At 67.6% G+C, this 15,583-nt stretch carries 16 protein-coding genes; 4 read left to right on the top strand and 12 right to left on the bottom strand.

What is annotated here, in order from left to right; translation table 11 throughout:
* The first annotated feature begins 153 nt into the window (after positions 1-153).
* Entirely contained in the window at positions 154-726 is a 573-nt protein-coding gene (locus SLUN_RS27215) for a cob(I)yrinic acid a,c-diamide adenosyltransferase (RefSeq protein WP_108152616.1), read from the top strand.
* A 44-nt stretch (positions 727-770) separates the two neighbouring features.
* Here the strand turns inward: SLUN_RS27215 and SLUN_RS27210 are convergent, their stop codons facing one another.
* Complete coding sequence (locus SLUN_RS27210; RefSeq protein WP_108152614.1) at positions 771-1,337, bottom strand: hypothetical protein; 567 nt, start codon at positions 1,335-1,337, stop codon at positions 771-773.
* A gap of 151 nt (positions 1,338-1,488) precedes the next feature.
* Here SLUN_RS27210 and SLUN_RS27205 point away from each other — a divergent pair, with 151 nt between their 5' ends.
* From SLUN_RS27205 to SLUN_RS27195, 3 genes are all read left to right on the top strand, one after another.
* The gene (locus SLUN_RS27205) at positions 1,489-2,694 is read left to right on the top strand and encodes a sensor histidine kinase (RefSeq protein ID WP_108152612.1); all 1,206 of its coding nucleotides are present in this window, start codon (positions 1,489-1,491) and stop codon (positions 2,692-2,694) included.
* Entirely contained in the window at positions 2,691-3,341 is a 651-nt protein-coding gene (locus SLUN_RS27200; protein ID WP_108152610.1) for a response regulator, read from the top strand. Before SLUN_RS27205 ends, SLUN_RS27200 begins: the two co-directional genes overlap by 4 nt.
* 262 nt (positions 3,342-3,603) lie before the next feature.
* On the top strand, positions 3,604-5,364 hold the full coding sequence (locus SLUN_RS27195) for a glycoside hydrolase family 18 chitinase (RefSeq protein ID WP_108154959.1): 1,761 nt from the start codon (positions 3,604-3,606) through the stop codon (positions 5,362-5,364).
* Positions 5,365-5,456: 92 nt separating this feature from the next.
* On the opposite strand, the gene SLUN_RS27190 is transcribed toward SLUN_RS27195, so the two are convergent.
* From SLUN_RS27190 to SLUN_RS27140, 11 genes are all read right to left on the bottom strand, one after another.
* Entirely contained in the window at positions 5,457-5,903 is a 447-nt protein-coding gene (locus SLUN_RS27190; protein WP_108152608.1) for a DUF2550 domain-containing protein, read from the bottom strand.
* Between the two features lie 170 nt (positions 5,904-6,073).
* Positions 6,074-6,448, bottom strand: a complete 375-nt coding sequence (locus SLUN_RS27185; protein ID WP_108152606.1) for a F0F1 ATP synthase subunit epsilon — start codon at positions 6,446-6,448, stop codon at positions 6,074-6,076.
* Between the two features lie 110 nt (positions 6,449-6,558).
* Positions 6,559-8,001: a F0F1 ATP synthase subunit beta gene (gene atpD, locus SLUN_RS27180; protein WP_108152604.1), complete on the bottom strand. Its 1,443-nt coding sequence runs from the start codon at positions 7,999-8,001 to the stop codon at positions 6,559-6,561.
* The gene (locus SLUN_RS27175) at positions 8,001-8,918 is read right to left on the bottom strand and encodes a F0F1 ATP synthase subunit gamma (RefSeq protein ID WP_108152602.1); all 918 of its coding nucleotides are present in this window, start codon (positions 8,916-8,918) and stop codon (positions 8,001-8,003) included. Before SLUN_RS27175 ends, atpD begins: the two co-directional genes overlap by 1 nt.
* Positions 8,919-8,938: 20 nt before the next feature.
* Complete coding sequence (gene atpA, locus SLUN_RS27170) at positions 8,939-10,531, bottom strand: F0F1 ATP synthase subunit alpha (RefSeq protein WP_108152600.1); 1,593 nt, start codon at positions 10,529-10,531, stop codon at positions 8,939-8,941.
* Between the two features lie 145 nt (positions 10,532-10,676).
* Positions 10,677-11,492: a F0F1 ATP synthase subunit delta gene (locus SLUN_RS27165; RefSeq protein WP_108154958.1), complete on the bottom strand. Its 816-nt coding sequence runs from the start codon at positions 11,490-11,492 to the stop codon at positions 10,677-10,679.
* 2 nt (positions 11,493-11,494) lie between these two features.
* Complete coding sequence (locus SLUN_RS27160; protein WP_108152598.1) at positions 11,495-12,049, bottom strand: F0F1 ATP synthase subunit B; 555 nt, start codon at positions 12,047-12,049, stop codon at positions 11,495-11,497.
* Between the two features lie 42 nt (positions 12,050-12,091).
* On the bottom strand, positions 12,092-12,322 hold the full coding sequence (atpE, locus tag SLUN_RS27155) for an ATP synthase F0 subunit C (protein WP_108152596.1): 231 nt from the start codon (positions 12,320-12,322) through the stop codon (positions 12,092-12,094).
* 71 nt (positions 12,323-12,393) lie between these two features.
* Complete coding sequence (gene atpB, locus SLUN_RS27150; protein ID WP_108152594.1) at positions 12,394-13,215, bottom strand: F0F1 ATP synthase subunit A; 822 nt, start codon at positions 13,213-13,215, stop codon at positions 12,394-12,396.
* 225 nt (positions 13,216-13,440) lie between these two features.
* Complete coding sequence (locus tag SLUN_RS27145) at positions 13,441-13,878, bottom strand: Cg1360 family ATP-synthase-associated protein (protein WP_108152592.1); 438 nt, start codon at positions 13,876-13,878, stop codon at positions 13,441-13,443.
* A 265-nt stretch (positions 13,879-14,143) separates the two neighbouring features.
* Entirely contained in the window at positions 14,144-15,514 is a 1,371-nt protein-coding gene (locus SLUN_RS27140; protein WP_108152590.1) for an MraY family glycosyltransferase, read from the bottom strand.
* Between the last annotated feature and the right edge of the window lie 69 nt (positions 15,515-15,583).

Below are 15,583 nucleotides of genomic sequence, written 5' to 3'. Positions count from 1 at the left end.
TCTCCGGCGGAGATTAGCGTCCGTGAGGGGCCGTGTGGCGGTGAAGAGATGCGCGTCACGTCGCAGATGACGGACATCACACTGGTGCGGCCCATCGGCCGTCGCGGAGGGACTCGAGTGTTCCTCGGGCCGGTGCCTAACTACGCTGGACCCATGGTCAATCTGACACGCATCTACACCCGTACCGGCGACCAGGGCACGACGGCGCTCGGCGACATGAGCCGGACCGCCAAGACCGATCTGCGGATCGCCGCGTACGCCGACGCCAATGAGGCCAATGCCGCCATCGGCACGGCCATCGCGCTCGGGCAGCTCGACGCGGAGGTCGTGCGGGTCCTGGTCCGCGTCCAGAACGACCTGTTCGACGTGGGCGCGGATCTGTGCACCCCCGTGATCGAGGATCCCAAGTACCCGCCGCTGCGGGTCGAGCAGTTCTACGTCGACAAGCTGGAGGCGGACTGCGACCGCTTCAACGAGGAGCTGGAGAAGCTGCGCAGCTTCATCCTGCCGGGCGGTACGCCGGGGGCGGCGCTGCTGCACCAGGCCTGCACGGTCGTACGGCGCGCGGAGCGCTCGACCTGGGCGGCGCTGGAGGTGCACGGGGAGACGATGAACCCGCTCACCGCCACATATCTCAACCGCCTCTCCGACCTCCTGTTCATTCTGGCGCGTACGGCCAACAAGGAGGTCGGAGACGTGCTCTGGGTACCGGGCGGCGAGCGCTGACCAAAGGGCTCCGCCCCCTTTCAGCCCCTCCCGGCGGACGCGCTCTAGCGCTTGACCCGGACCGGTTCGCGCTCCGCCACCGGCGCCTTCTTCGGGAAGAGCGTGTACGAACCCGCGATGATCACGTTGATGCCGATGAGGAAGAGCATCTTCTCCTGCCAACTGCGCAGCGAGCCGACGTCGCCGTCGCCTCCGACGTACCAGATCGCGGCCTGGAGCAGGCCGATGGCGACCACCGCGGCGGTGATCCAGCGGGCGGCCGTCCTCCACTCGTGGAGCATGCGGGCCGTGCCGTACTTCGGCGGCCTGACGGGCGGCGGGCCGCCCGCGAAGCGGTGCGCGAACCTCGCGTCGACCCACGTGATCGTCTGGTGGCCCAGGCCCACGGTGAAGCCGATGTAGACCGCCGCGAGACCGTGCTTCCAGTCCGGCTCGGCGCCGTTCTTGAGGTCGATCGCCGTCACGACCAGCAGGATGACCTCCAGCAGCGGCTCGCAGAGCAGGACACCCGCCCCCAGGCGCGGCATCTTCGCCAGGTAGCGCAAGGCCAGTCCACCGACCAGCAGCACCCAGAAGGCGACCTCACAGATCACGATCAGCGTGACGATCACGGCACTCTCCCTTCGTTCCTCCTCAAGCCTCCCGGCCGCGCGGCCGTGAATCGTCGTCGGCAGTGACGAAGTGGCACTGCATCCTTCGATGTAGCCGGTCCTCACCCGGGACGTGGAGGCCCGCCCGCCGCCCGCCGTGTTTGATGGATCTGTGACCGCTATCCCCCGCCCCCACCGCGACGATGTGCTCATCGCCGTGGCCGGATTCCTCGGGGGCCTGCTGCTGTGGTCGCTGGGTCTGGACACCCACGACGGCCAGAGCTCCGGACCGCGCACGCTCGCGCTGCTGCCCCTCGCGGTGATGAGTGGGGCGGAGCTGCTGCGCCGGACAATGCCGAACACCGCGCTCACGATCGGCTGTCTGACGATCCTCGCCGACGAGTTCACCCCCGGAAACATCGCCACGATCGCGATGTTCACGGACCTGGTGTACGCGGCTGTCCTCTACGGCACACCCGCCGCCGCACGCCGCGTCCCGGCCGTGTCCATGGTGGCCACCGCCGCCGTCACGGTCACCCTGCTGGTGATCTTCCAGGACGCGGAGGCCGTACTCTTCGGTCTGTTCTTCGGCGTGCTGACGGTGGCCCCCGCCTGGACCGGCGTGAGCGTACGCACCCACCGTGACGCCGCCGAGGCGGCCCATCTGCGCGCCGAGCAGACCGCGCTGCTCGCCGAGGTCGACCGTACGCAGGCCGTGACCGCAGAGCGTGCCCGGATGGCGCGCGAGCTGCACGACCTGGTCGCGGGCCATCTCTCGGCGATCGCGATCCACTCCACGGCCGCGCTCTCCATCGACGATCCGAAGACTTCCCGCGACGCGCTCGGCGTCATCCGCGAGAACAGCGTCGAGGGCCTCGCCGAGATGCGCCGGCTGATCGGACTGCTGCGGGAGCGCGGCGACGACGCGGAGCCCGCGGCCGCGCCCACCCTGGCCGGCGTGGACGCGCTGCTCGATCAGGCACGGACGAACGGCGCCTCCAGCGGCCTGGAGTTCACCCTCACCGACACCCGCGATACGGACCTGCGACTGCCCGCGCCCGTCGAGCTCGCGGCGTACCGCATCATCCAGGAGTCACTGACCAATGCCCTCAAGCACGCGTCGCCCGGCGAGGTCAGGGTCGCACTCGGCCGGGACAAGCGGCTGCTGACGGTACGGATCACCAGCCCGTACGGGGACCGGCCGGGGCCGCGCGCCCCCGGCTCCGGGGCGGGTCTGGTCGGTATGCGCGAGCGGGTGGCGCTGCTGGACGGGGAGTTCCGGTCGGGCCCGGTCAGCACCGGCGACGGCGGCAAGAACTGGCAGGTGCGGGCAGAGCTGCCCCTCGACGAAGGCGACGAAGGGAACGGGAAGGCATGACGATCCGGGTACTGGTCGCGGAGGACCAGAGCGCCGTACGCGCCGGTCTCGTCCTGATTCTGCGCAGCGCGCCGGAGATCGAGGTCGTCGGCGAGGCGGCGGACGGCGAGGAAGCGGTACGGCTCGCCCGCGAGCTGCGCCCGGACGTCGTGCTGATGGATGTCCAGATGCCGCGTCTCGACGGGGTGTCGGCGACCCGGCAGGTCGTCGCGGAGCGGCTCGCCGACGTTCTCGTACTGACCACCTTCGATCTGGACGAGTACGTCTTCGGGGCGCTGAGGGCGGGAGCCGCGGGCTTCCTCCTGAAGAACACCGAAGCAGGCGATCTGCTGGAAGCGGTACGGACGGTGGCGCGCGGCGAGGGACTGATCGCCCCGGCCGTCACCCGCCGGCTCATCGCGGAGTTCGCGGCGCCGAAGCCGGTACGGTCCGCGAACGCGCCCGATCCTTCGGTCCTCGACGCGCTCACCAGGCGCGAGCGCGAGGTGCTCTCGTGCCTCGGCGAGGGGATGCCGAACGCGGACATCGCGGTCCGGCTCGATATGGCGGAGGCGACGGTGAAGACGCATGTGAGCCGGCTGCTGGCCAAGCTGGAGCTGCGCAGCCGGGTTCAAGCGGCCGTACTGGCACAGGAGTTGGGCGTCTGAGCCGGCATCAGAGCCACACCCTACCCACCCCGCCCCCTCTCGTCACAGCTTTGGTCTGGACCTATTGACGATTGGTCCAGACCTTCCTACTCTCACCGCACACGCTGCGGTGAGCTGCCGCAGCGTGCGCACTTCACGGACCACCCCCTATTGTCCGTCCGCAACTCGAGGAGCACCCTTGAGAACCCGAATCCCCCTGCACCGAAGATTCAGCTCCAGAGCTGTCGCGGGCCTGACCGCGCTGCTGCTCCCTCTCGCCGCCATGGTCGGCCTCGCCTCCCCCGCCGAAGCCGCCACATCGGCGACCGCCACCTACGCCAAGGTCTCCGACTGGGGAACCGGCTTCGAGGGCAAGTGGACGGTGAAGAACACCGGCACCACCTCCCTCGCCTCCTGGACCGTCGAGTGGGACTTCCCCTCCGGCACGTCCGTCACCTCCGCCTGGGACGCCGACGTCACGAGCTCCGGCACCCACTGGACCGCCAAGAACAAGAGCTGGAACGGCACCCTCGCCCCCGGCGCATCCGTCTCCTTCGGCTTCAACGGCGCGGGCCCCGGCGCCCCCTCCGGCTGCAAGCTCAACGGCGGCTCCTGTGACGGCGGCAGTGTCCCCGGCGACAACCCGCCCTCCGCCCCCGGCACCCCGTCCGCGAGCAACATCACCGACACCTCGGTGGCATTGAGCTGGACCGCCGCCACCGACGACAAGGGCATCAAGAACTACGACGTCCTGCGCGACGGCGCCAAGGTCGCGACGGTGACCGGCACGACGTACACGAACACCGGACTCACCGCCGGCACCGACTACTCGTACACCGTCCAGGCGCGGGACACCGCAGACCAGACAGGACCGGTCAGCGGCGCCCGCGCGGTGCGCACGACCGGCGGTGGCGGCGGCCCGGGCCCGGGCTCCGCGGTCAAGCTGGGCTACTTCACCGAGTGGGGCGTCTACCAGCGCAACTACCACGTGAAGAACCTGGTGACCTCCGGCTCGGCCTCCAAGATCACGCACATCAACTACGCCTTCGGCAATGTCTCCGGCGGCCGCTGCACCATCGGTGACGCCTACGCCGACTACGACAAGGCGTACACCGCCGACCAGGCCGTCGACGGCGTCGCCGACACCTGGGACCAGCCGCTGCGCGGCAACTTCAACCAGCTGCGCAAGCTCAAGGCGCAGCACCCGCACATCAAGGTGCTGTGGTCGTTCGGCGGCTGGACCTGGTCCGGCGGCTTCGGCCAGGCCGCGGCCAACCCGGCGGCCTTCGCCCAGTCCTGCTACGACCTGGTGGAGGACCCGCGCTGGGCCGATGTCTTCGACGGCATCGACCTGGACTGGGAGTACCCGAACGCCTGCGGTCTGTCCTGTGACACCAGCGGACCCGCCGCGTTCAAGAACCTGATGCAGGCGATGCGCGCCAAGTTCGGTACGAACAACCTGGTCACCGCGGCCGTCACGGCGGACGCCTCGTCCGGCGGCAAGATCGACGCGGCCGACTACGGCGGCGCGGCGCAGTACCTCAACTGGTACAACGTGATGACGTACGACTTCTTCGGCGCGTGGGCCGCACAGGGCCCGACCGCCCCGCACTCCCCGCTCACCTCGTACCCGGGCATCCCGCAGGCGGGCTTCAACTCCGCCGAGGCGATCGCCAAGTTCAAGGCGAAGGGCGTGCCATCGGCCAAGCTGCTCCTCGGCATCGGCTTCTACGGGCGCGGCTGGACCGGAGTGACCCAGGCGACGCCGGGCGGTACCGCGACAGGGCCCGCCCCCGGCACGTACGAGCAGGGCATCGAGGACTACAAGGTCCTCAAGAGCAGCTGCCCGGCCACCGGGACGATCGCCGGCACGGCGTACGCGAAGTGCGGCAGCAACTGGTGGAGCTACGACACCCCGGCCACCGTCAACTCGAAGATGAGCTGGGCGAAGAGCCAGGGCCTGGGAGGCGCGTTCTTCTGGGAGTTCAGCGGTGACACGACGAACGGAGAGCTGGTCGGCGCGATCAACAGCGGCCTGAACTAGCACTGCGTACAGCGAAGCCCGGGAGACTCGCGCTCCCGGGCTTTGTCACGTTCTCAGGTCTGGTTCTCAGGTCTGGTTCTCAGGTCTGGTTCTCAGGCGACGTTCACGCGCTGGCCGGGCGGTGCCGCCTCCAGCCAGGCGAGGAATCCGGTGAGCGCGTCCTCGCTCATCGCCAGCTCCAGGCGCGTCCCGCGGTGCAGACAGCCGAGCACCACCGCGTCGGAGAGCAGCGCCAGCTCCTCCTCGCCCTCGGGGGTGCGGCGCGCGACGACCTCGATCGACGAGCGCTCCAGGACGCGGCGCGGCCGGAGTGCGTACGAGAAGACCCGGAACCACATGATCCGGTCACTGTTGTAGCGGGCGACGCCGTACACCCATCCCTTGCCGGAGAGATCGGTCTCCTCCGGGATGTTCCAGCGGAGGCTGCAGTCGAAAGTGCCGCCGGAGCGCTGGATCAGCCGTCTGCGCAGTCCGAAGACGAAAAGCGCACCCACCACCAGTGCGACGACCAGGCCGCCCACAAGAAGAGCGAGGAACATCTCCACCGACCTCCTCGCATCGTCCAGTAACGGGATCCCACTATTACCTTCACCTGCACTGCCTCAGCCGCGGCACGGTCTGGAGAATTCCAGCCCGGGCCGCGGCTGACGCGACTGTTCCTCTCTGGGGAGCGACCCCCAGACCCCCGAAGGGACTGTCGGCAGGGTGTCTAGTGCACCGCCACCGCACGCAGCCGGACGTCGGCGCGACGCTCGGCGGCGTCGTCGTCGCCCGACTTTGCGCGCTCCAGCGCACGCTCGGCACGCTGGGCATCGATTTCGTCGGCCAGCTCGGCGATCTCCGCCAGCAGCGACAGCTTGTTGTCCGCGAACGAGATGAAACCGCCGTGAACAGCGGCGATGACAGTCCCGCCCTCGCTCGTACGGATCGTCACCGGGCCCGACTCCAGCACACCGAGCAGCGGCTGGTGACCGGGCATGACGCCGATGTCGCCGGACGTGGTGCGCGCGACGACCAGGGTGGCCTCGCCGGACCAGACCTGCCGGTCAGCGGCGACCAGCTCGACGTGCAGCTCAGCAGCCAAGGGTGGCTCCTCGGGTCACCACCCGGCGGTTCTGCCGGGTGTTGGGTCAATTCTAATGGGCGTACGAAGGGGGGCGGGACGCACCCGCCCCCCTTCACGAGTCATGGGACTCAGGAGACGCCGAGCTCCTTGGCGTTGGCCTTGAGGTCCTCAATGCCACCGCACATGAAGAACGCCTGCTCGGGGAAGTGGTCGTACTCACCGTTGCAGATCGAGTTGAACGCGGTGATCGACTCCTCGAGCGGCACGTCCGAACCGTCCACGCCGGTGAACTGCTTGGCGACGTGGGTGTTCTGCGACAGGAAGCGCTCGACGCGACGGGCGCGGTGGACAACGAGCTTGTCCTCTTCGCCCAGCTCGTCGATACCGAGGATCGCGATGATGTCCTGGAGGTCCTTGTACTTCTGAAGGATCCCCTTGACGCGCATGGCGGTCTCGTAGTGGTCCTGCGCGATGTAGCGCGGGTCCAGGATGCGGGACGTCGAGTCCAGCGGGTCGACCGCCGGGTAGATGCCCTTCTCCGAGATCGGACGCGACAGAACGGTCGTCGCGTCCAGGTGCGCGAACGTGGTCGCCGGCGCCGGGTCGGTCAGGTCGTCCGCGGGGACGTAGATCGCCTGCATCGAGGTGATCGAGTGACCGCGGGTCGACGTGATGCGCTCCTGCAGCAGACCCATCTCGTCAGCCAGGTTCGGCTGGTAACCCACCGCGGACGGCATACGGCCGAGCAGCGTGGACACCTCGGAGCCGGCCTGGGTGTAACGGAAGATGTTGTCGATGAAGAAGAGCACGTCCTGCTTCTGCACATCGCGGAAGTACTCCGCCATGGTCAGACCGGCAAGCGCGACACGGAGACGGGTGCCCGGGGGCTCGTCCATCTGACCGAAGACAAGCGCCGTCTTGTCGATGACGCCGGACTCGGTCATCTCCTCGATGAGGTCGTTGCCCTCACGGGTACGCTCACCGACGCCCGCGAACACCGACACACCGTCGTGGTTGTTGGCGACGCGGTAGATCATTTCCTGGATCAGCACGGTCTTGCCGACACCGGCACCACCGAACAGGCCGATCTTTCCACCCTTGACGTACGGGGTGAGAAGGTCGATGACCTTGACGCCGGTCTCGAACATCTCGGTCTTGGACTCGAGCTGGTCGAAGGCGGGCGCCTTGCGGTGGATGGGCCAGCGCTCGGTGATCTCGACCGTGGACGGGTCCACGTTCAGGATCTCACCGAGGGTGTTGAACACCTTGCCCTTGGTGATCTCGCCGACCGGCACCGTGATGCCGTTGCCGGTGTCCGTCACCGTGGCCTGGCGGACCAGACCGTCGGTGGGCTGCATCGAGATCGCGCGGACCAGGCCGTCACCCAGGTGCTGGGCGACTTCGAGGGTCAGCGTCTTGATCTTGCCGTCCTCGGCCGGGTCGGCGACCTGAACGGTCAGCGCGTTGTAGATCTCCGGCATCGCGTCGACGGGGAACTCCACGTCGACGACCGGGCCGATGACCCGGGCGACGCGGCCCGTGGCGGCGGCCGTCTCAACAGTGGTCGTCATTACTTGTCACTCCCCGCGGTCGCGTCGGCCAGGGCGCTGGCGCCACCGACGATCTCGCTGATTTCCTGGGTGATTTCGGCCTGGCGGGCCGCGTTGGCAAGCCGGGAGAGGCTCTTGATGAGATCCCCGGCGTTGTCGGTGGCCGACTTCATCGCGCGGCGGGTGGCAGCGTGCTTGGAAGCAGCGGCCTGAAGCAGCGCGTTGTAGATCCGGCTCTCGACGTACCGCGGCAGCAGGGCGTCGAGGACGTCCTCCGCCGACGGCTCGAAGTCGAACAGCGGAAGGATTTCGCCCTTCGTACCGGACTCCTCGGCCGCCTTCTCGAGGCTGAGGGGCAGCAGCCGGTTCTGCACCGGCGTCTGCGTCAGCATCGAGATGAACTCGGTGAAGACGATGTGGAGCTCGTCCACGCCGCCCTCGGCCGTGTCCTGCTGGACGGCCGCGATCAGCGGAGCCGCGATCTTCTTGGCATCCGCGTACGTCGGGTTGTCCGTGAAGCCCGTCCACGAGTCCGCGACCTTGCGCTCGCGGAAGCCGTAGTAGGCGACACCCTTGCGGCCGACGATGTACGTGTCGACCTCCTTGCCCTCACCACGGAGCCGCTCGGTGAGCTGGTCCGCCGCCTTGATGGCGTTGGAGGAGTAGCCGCCGGCCAGACCGCGGTCGCTCGTGATGAGCAGTACCGCGGCGCGGATCGGGGACTCCACCTCGGTGGTCAGGGGGTGTTTGGTGCTCGACCCGGTGGCCACAGCAGTGACCGCGCGGGTGAGCTCGGTCGCGTACGGCGTGGAGGCCGCCACCTGGCGCTGCGCCTTGACGATGCGCGAGGCGGCGATCATCTCCATCGCCTTGGTGATCTTCTTGGTCGCGGTGACGGATTTGATGCGACGCTTGTAGACCCGGAGCTGGGCTCCCATGAGTCAGGTCCCTTCCGTCGTCACTTGGCCGTGCTGACCGGCGCGTCTTCGCCCAGAAGCTTGCCGTCCGAGGTCTCGAACTGCTGCTTGAAGGCGGTGATCGCGTCAGCGATCGACTGCAGCGTGTCGTCGGACATCTTGCCGCCCTCGGCGATGCTGGTCAGGAGCTCCTTGCGCTCGCGGCGCAGGTACTCGAGCAGCTCGCTCTCGAAGCGGCGGATGTCGGCGACCGGAACCTCGTCCATCTTGCCGGTGGTGCCGGCCCAGACGGAGACGACCTGCTCCTCGACGGGCATCGGCTGGTACTGGCCCTGCTTCAGCAGCTCGACCATGCGCTTACCGCGCTCCAGCGAGGCCTTCGAGGCCGCGTCCAGGTCGGAGCCGAACGACGCGAACGCCTCGAGCTCACGGAACTGGGCGAGGTCGACGCGAAGCCGGCCGGAGACCTGCTTCATCGCCTTGTGCTGCGCGGAACCACCGACTCGGGAGACCGAGATACCGACGTTCAGCGCGGGGCGCTGACCGGCGTTGAAGAGGTCCGACTCCAGGAAGCACTGACCGTCGGTGATGGAGATGACGTTGGTCGGGATGAACGCCGACACGTCGTTCGCCTTGGTCTCGACGATCGGCAGACCGGTCATCGAACCCGCGCCCATATCGTCCGACAGCTTGGCGCAGCGCTCGAGGAGACGCGAGTGCAAGTAGAAGACGTCACCCGGGTAGGCCTCACGGCCCGGCGGGCGGCGCAGCAGCAGCGATACGGCGCGGTAGGCGTCGGCCTGCTTCGACAGGTCGTCGAAGATGATCAGGACGTGCTTGCCCTGGTACATCCAGTGCTGGCCGATGGCCGAACCGGTGTACGGGGCGAGGTACTTGAAGCCGGCCGGGTCGGACGCCGGAGCCGCGACGATCGTCGTGTACTCGAGGGCGCCGGCCTCCTCCAGCGCACCGCGCACGGACGCGATGGTGGAGCCCTTCTGGCCGATGGCGACGTAGATGCAGCGAACCTGCTTCTTCACGTCGCCCGAGCGCCAGTTGTCGCGCTGGTTGATGATCGTGTCGACGGCCAGAGCGGTCTTGCCGGTCTGACGGTCACCAATGATCAGCTGACGCTGGCCGCGGCCGATCGGCACCATGGCGTCGACGGCCTTGTAGCCGGTCTGCATCGGCTCGTGCACCGACTTACGGACCATGACGCCCGGGGCCTGCAGCTCGAGGGCGCGGCGACCGTCGGTCGCGATCTCGCCGAGGCCGTCGATCGGGTTGCCGAGCGGGTCGACAACGCGGCCGAGGTAGCCCTCGCCGACGCCGACGGAGAGCACCTCACCGGTGCGCTGCACCGGCTGGCCCTCCTCGATTCCGCTGAACTCACCGAGGACGATCGCACCGATCTCGCGCTCCTCGAGGTTGAGGGCGAGACCAAGGGTGCCGTCCTCGAACTTCAGCAGCTCGTTCGCCATGGCCGAGGGCAGGCCCTCGACCTTTGCGATGCCGTCACCGGCAACGCTGACCGTACCGACCTCCTCGCGCGAGGCCGCGTCCGGCTGGTACGACTGGACAAAGTTCTCCAGCGCGTCCCGGATCTCCTCCGGCCGGATCGTGAGCTCCGCCATCTGGGTTCCCTGCTCTCCTTGTTGGGCCCGAAGTTTCTTAAGGGGTCTGGGGGCCGACCCCCAGGAATCTTCTGCAATCTCTGCACGGCCCAACCGGGCCGCTCGTACTGCTACTGCTCGTACTGCTTGTTCAATTGGTGGCTGATCAGCCGGCCATGCGACGGCTTGCCTCGTCGAGGCGCTCCGCGATGGTGCCGTTGATCAGCTCGTCGCCGACGCGCACCTGGATCCCGCCGAGGACCGCGGGGTCCACGTCGAGGTTGAGGTGCATCTCTCGGCCGTAGATCCGAGCCAGACCGGCGCCGAGGCGCTGCTTCTGCTCATCGGTCAGCGGTACCGCCGAGGTGACGACCGCGACCATCCGGTCCCTGCGCGCCGCGGCGAGCTTGGACAGGGACTCGAGTCCCGCCTCCAGGCTACGTCCCCGGGGCTGGGTCACAAGACGGACGACCAGACGCTCGGTGGCCGGATTGGCCTTGCCGCCGAGCAGGCTGCGCAGCAGCTCACCCTTGGCGGACGCCGGCGCCGACTTGTCGGTCAGCGCGGAGCGCAGCTCGGTGCTGGACGTGACGATCCGGCCGAACCGGAACAGCTCGTCCTCGACGTCGTCGAGCGCGCCGGCCCGCTGGGCCGCGGTGAGGTCGGCGGTGGCCGCCAGCTCCTCGACCGAGTCGACCAGGTCGCGCGACTGCGACCAGCGGGAACGGACCGTGCCGGAGATCAGGTCGACGGTCTCGCCGCCCACCTGACCGCGCAGCAGTCGCCCTGCCAGCTCGGCCTTGGCCTCGCCGGCCTGCGCCGGGTCGGTCAGGACCCGACGCAACGACACCTCACGGTCGAGCAGCACGGTGACGGCGGCCAGCTCCTCGGCGAGCTTCGCCACGTCGACCGACGTGTTGTCGGTCAGCGCGTCGAGAGACTCGCGTGCGGCAGCCAGTGCCTCGCGGCTCGCTCCGTGCATGGTCATCGGGTCGCCTCGGCCTTCGAAGCGCTGTCCTCGAGTCCTTCGAGGAAGCGGTCGATGGTGCGGCTCTGCCGGGCGTGGTCCTCGAGGGACTCACCGACGAGCTTGCCGGCCAGATCGGTGGCGAGCTTGCCCACGTCCTGACGCAGCGCAGCGGCCGCGGCCTTGCGGTCGGCCTCGATCTGAGCGTGACCGGCAGCGATGATCTCCTCACGCTGCCGCTGGCCTTCCGCCTTCATCTCCTGGATGATCGCGGTGCCCTGCTCGGTCGCCTCCTGGCGCAGGCGAGCGGCCTCGTGGCGGGCCTCGGCGAGCTGAGCCTTGTACTGCTCGAGCACGCTCTCGGCTTCGATCTTGGCCGCGTCGGCCTGCTCGATGCCACCTTCGATGGCCTCTCGGCGCTGCTCCAGAACCTTGTTGATGTTCGGGAGGAGCTTCTTGGTGAGGAAACCGAAGACGATGACAAAGGCGAGCAGGCCGATGACTACCTCGGGCCACGGCGGAATGAGGGGGTTCTCCGCCTCCTCGGCCGCGAACTGAACCAGAGGGTTCACATCAGTGCCTTTCGTCTAGTTGGCTGGTCGTGGATCCGAAGATCAGACGCCGTAGACAAACGGCATGACCAGACCGATCAGGGCGAGCGCCTCACAGAAGGCGAAGCCGAGGATCTGGTTCTGGCGGATCAGGCCGGCCGCCTCGGGCTGGCGAGCAAGAGCCTGGGTGCCGTTACCGAAGATGATGCCGACGCCGACGCCGGGGCCGATGGCGGCGAGGCCGTAACCGATGGAGCCGAGGGAGCCGGTGACGGCAGCAAGGGTCTGGGACATGCCAGTTCTTCCTTCTCTTTCACGGACCGGTGGGGGTTGGCCACCGGACGACTATGGGTTCGGGTGGGCGGTCAGTGGTGCTTGGCGAGTGCGCCCTGGATGAAGCTGCAGGCCAGGAGCACGAAGACGTAGGCCTGAACCGCTTGGATGAACAGCTCGAAGACGGTCATGACCAGGACCATCACGAACGAGACACCCGCGTAGGCGATGCCGATTCCGTTCAGCAGGTACCAGCTGGCGATCGTGAAGAGCAGCAGCAGGGTGTGTCCCGCGAACATGTTCGCGAAGAGTCGGACCGCGTGCGTGAAGGGGCGGACCAGCACGTTCGAGAAGAACTCGATGACCATGACCATCGGCAGAACCGCGCCGAGCGACTTGTCGTAGCCGGTCAGGTTCTTGAAGCCGCCGACAAAACCGTGGGTCCTGAAGGTCAGGCTCATCCAGACGATGTAGACGATGATCGCGAGAGCCGCCGGGTAGGCGATGATCGACGTCACCGGGAACTGGGCGATCGGAATGATCGACCAGAGGTTCATCATCCAGACGAAGAAGAACAGCGACACCATCAGCGGGACGTACTTCTCGCCGTCCTTCTTGCCGATGATCTCGTAGACGATTCCGCGGCGTACGAAGTCGTAGCCGGCCTCGGCGACCATCTGCAGCTTGCCGGGAACAACCTTCGGCTTACGGAAGGCCGCCCAGAAGAAGCCGACGATGATGACGGTGCCGAGCAGGGCCAGCAGCATCGTCTTGTTGAAGTAGATGTTGCTGTCCGCGTCGCCGAAGATCGGCTCGAACAGGAACGAGTGCAGGCCGGGAGCCTGGAAACCACAACCGTCGAAGATGTGGCAGTCGGTCTCGAAGGCGAGCACCGTCGTCGGGTCAGCACTCACCGCGGGCTCCTTCAGCGTGGCGCATAGGTACGGCAACCTCGTTGTGTCGGCGCGGCGCACAGCCGCTGATCGGCACTGGACTGGTGTTACGGATGTGGGGGCGGCTGTCAGGCATGGAGCCTCGCGATGGGACAGGCGTCAGCTCAGATGCCCGCGCCCGCAGTGCCGCAGTTGGCACCGGACGATAGCAGGGTCTCGAACTGCTCCTTATCCCGGCCCTACCCCTCACGACGAAGACCCCTTGTTCTCGGGCTTCTTGCCCTCGGAGGAGTCCGGTTCGACATAAAGAATCTTGGCTTTCATGTGCGCACGGGTCTGCGCGGCGATCCATACGAGGGTCGCTGCGACCAGCGTGATGGCGAAGGCCTTCGGGTTGAACAGCGTGGTGTTCTTGAATGCGGCCACGAAGATGAACAGCAGCAGAATCTGCGCCGTATAGAGCATGAGCCCCATGGCCTGGAAGAGATGCGGAAGCGACTTGGCCGTCCGCTCCAGGACCAGCAGCCCGATCCCCATGAAGAGGATCACAATCAGCGTCGCGACGACAGCGCCGAGAGCTCCCTTGCCACCGGCAACCAACGCGCTGATCGCGACGGCGACAGCGCCGGCGGCAGCGGTGGGTACGGCGGTTCGAAGGAGAGTCCGGACGTCGTTGGACGGCATGGCGGCAGCTCCGCTTGCTCGGTGGGGGCAGTGGTGTCGTCATGGACGAGCGTAAGCCCGGTCCGAGTTGGGTCCTCGGGGCCAAAGGACCGTCGCACTACGGTCTTTCGGCTCTGTCTCCGGGTCTCGTGAACGGTATCACAAACTATTTGATGAGGTCTTTACCTGAGAAGTGTGCTGACTGTCACACATGAGAGTGACCGCGCGCGTGTGTGCAAGAAAAGTGGGCCCTATGTCTGCTATTGGCGGCACAAACGATGACTCGTCACCCGCGGGTGCCGGCCTTCCGCCGGTCCGGGAAGCGCGAACGGGGTCCGATCGCGGTAGCGCCGTTGACGCCCGCCGGGACCGGAGTCCGCTCCTCGGGCTCTGCCTCGGCCGCCACCGGCTCCATCCCGGCCAGGACCTCGGTGCGCTCGCCTCTCTCGTACGAGAGCGACGGCAGCGTCTCCAACTCGCTACGGACCTTGCGGCGCCGGTAACGCGGCGGCACAAAGGCCTCCGCCCAGCGTGGGGCCCGTGGCGTGAACCGCGGCAGCAGCAGAAGCACCAGGCCGACCGCGCTCAGCGCCACGATGAGCATCACGCTCCACATCGACGCCGAGTGCACCGAGTACGCGACGACACCGAAGGCGATCAGCGCCGACCAGAAGTACATGATCAGCACTGCGCGGCTGTGCGAATGCCCGATCTCCAGCAGCCGGTGGTGGAGATGGCCGCGGTCGGCGGCGAACGGCGACTGTCCGTTCCACGTACGACGGACGATCGCGAGCACCAGGTCCGCGACAGGGATCGCGATGATCGTCAGCGGCAGCAGCAGCGGGATGAAGACCGGCAGCGCGGCATGCGTGGCCTCACGCGTACCGCCCTCGAAGATCTTCAGGGCGTCCGGGTCCACCTGACCCGTGACCGAGATCGCGGCCGCCGCGAGCACCAGGCCGATCAGCATCGAGCCCGAGTCGCCCATGAAGACGCGCGCGGGGTGCATGTTGTGCGGCAGGAAGCCGAGGCACATGCCCATCAGGATCGCGGTGAACAGGCTGGCGGGGGCGGCCGCCTCGATGCCGTAGCTGAACCAGATCCGGTACGCGTACAGGAAGAAGGCCGCGGCGGCGATGCAGACCATGCCGGCGGCCAGACCGTCCAGACCGTCCACGAAGTTCACCGCGTTGATGGTGATGACCACGAGGGCGACGGTCAGCAGGGTGCCCTGCCACTGGGTCAGCGAGACGGTGCCCACGCCGGGGACGGGGATCCACAGGATCGTCAGACCCTGCATGACCATCACGCCCGCGGCGATCATCTGGCCGCCCAGCTTGATCAGTGCGTCGATCTCGAACTTGTCGTCGAGGACACCGATGATCCAGATCAGGGCCGCGCCGGAGAGCAGCGCGCGCGGTTCGTTGGACAGCTCGAAGACGCTGTTGAGGTTCTGCAGATGGTCGGCGACCAGCAGACCCGCGCACAGACCGAAGAACATGGCGATACCGCCGAGTCGCGGTGTCGGCTCTCGGTGTACGTCACGGGCACGGATCTCCGGCATCGCACCGGTCGCGATGGCGAACTTCCGCACCGGCCCGGTCAGCAGATACGTCACCGCAGCCGTGACACAGAGCGTCAGGAGGTAATCACGCACGGGCTGCCCCACAGGAATCGCTGGCCATCTCAGCCCCACACCCTAGCTCTGGTAGCCACATGCTTGAGG

This window comes from Streptomyces lunaelactis (assembly GCF_003054555.1).
Taxonomy (GTDB): Bacteria; Actinomycetota; Actinomycetes; order Streptomycetales; family Streptomycetaceae; genus Streptomyces; species Streptomyces lunaelactis.
Note: the sequence above shows the minus strand (reverse complement) of the source record. Positions and strands in the feature narration are given on the sequence as shown.

Bases quoted from the DNA above. Each gene is read 5' to 3' on its own strand.
- SLUN_RS27215 (WP_108152616.1), top strand. From the start codon at position 154: ATGGTCAATCTGACACGCATCTACACCCGTACCGGCGACCAGGGCACG.
- SLUN_RS27200 (WP_108152610.1), top strand. From the start codon at position 2,691: ATGACGATCCGGGTACTGGTCGCGGAGGACCAGAGCGCCGTACGCGCC.
- SLUN_RS27195 (WP_108154959.1), top strand. From the start codon at position 3,604: ATGGTCGGCCTCGCCTCCCCCGCCGAAGCCGCCACATCGGCGACCGCC.
- SLUN_RS27190 (WP_108152608.1), bottom strand. From the start codon at position 5,903: ATGTTCCTCGCTCTTCTTGTGGGCGGCCTGGTCGTCGCACTGGTGGTG.
- atpD (WP_108152604.1), bottom strand. From the start codon at position 8,001: ATGACGACCACTGTTGAGACGGCCGCCGCCACGGGCCGCGTCGCCCGG.
- SLUN_RS27175 (WP_108152602.1), bottom strand. From the start codon at position 8,918: ATGGGAGCCCAGCTCCGGGTCTACAAGCGTCGCATCAAATCCGTCACC.
- atpA (WP_108152600.1), bottom strand. From the start codon at position 10,531: ATGGCGGAGCTCACGATCCGGCCGGAGGAGATCCGGGACGCGCTGGAG.
- SLUN_RS27165 (WP_108154958.1), bottom strand. From the start codon at position 11,492: ATGCACGGAGCGAGCCGCGAGGCACTGGCTGCCGCACGCGAGTCTCTC.
- atpE (WP_108152596.1), bottom strand. From the start codon at position 12,322: ATGTCCCAGACCCTTGCTGCCGTCACCGGCTCCCTCGGCTCCATCGGT.
- SLUN_RS27145 (WP_108152592.1), bottom strand. From the start codon at position 13,878: ATGCCGTCCAACGACGTCCGGACTCTCCTTCGAACCGCCGTACCCACC.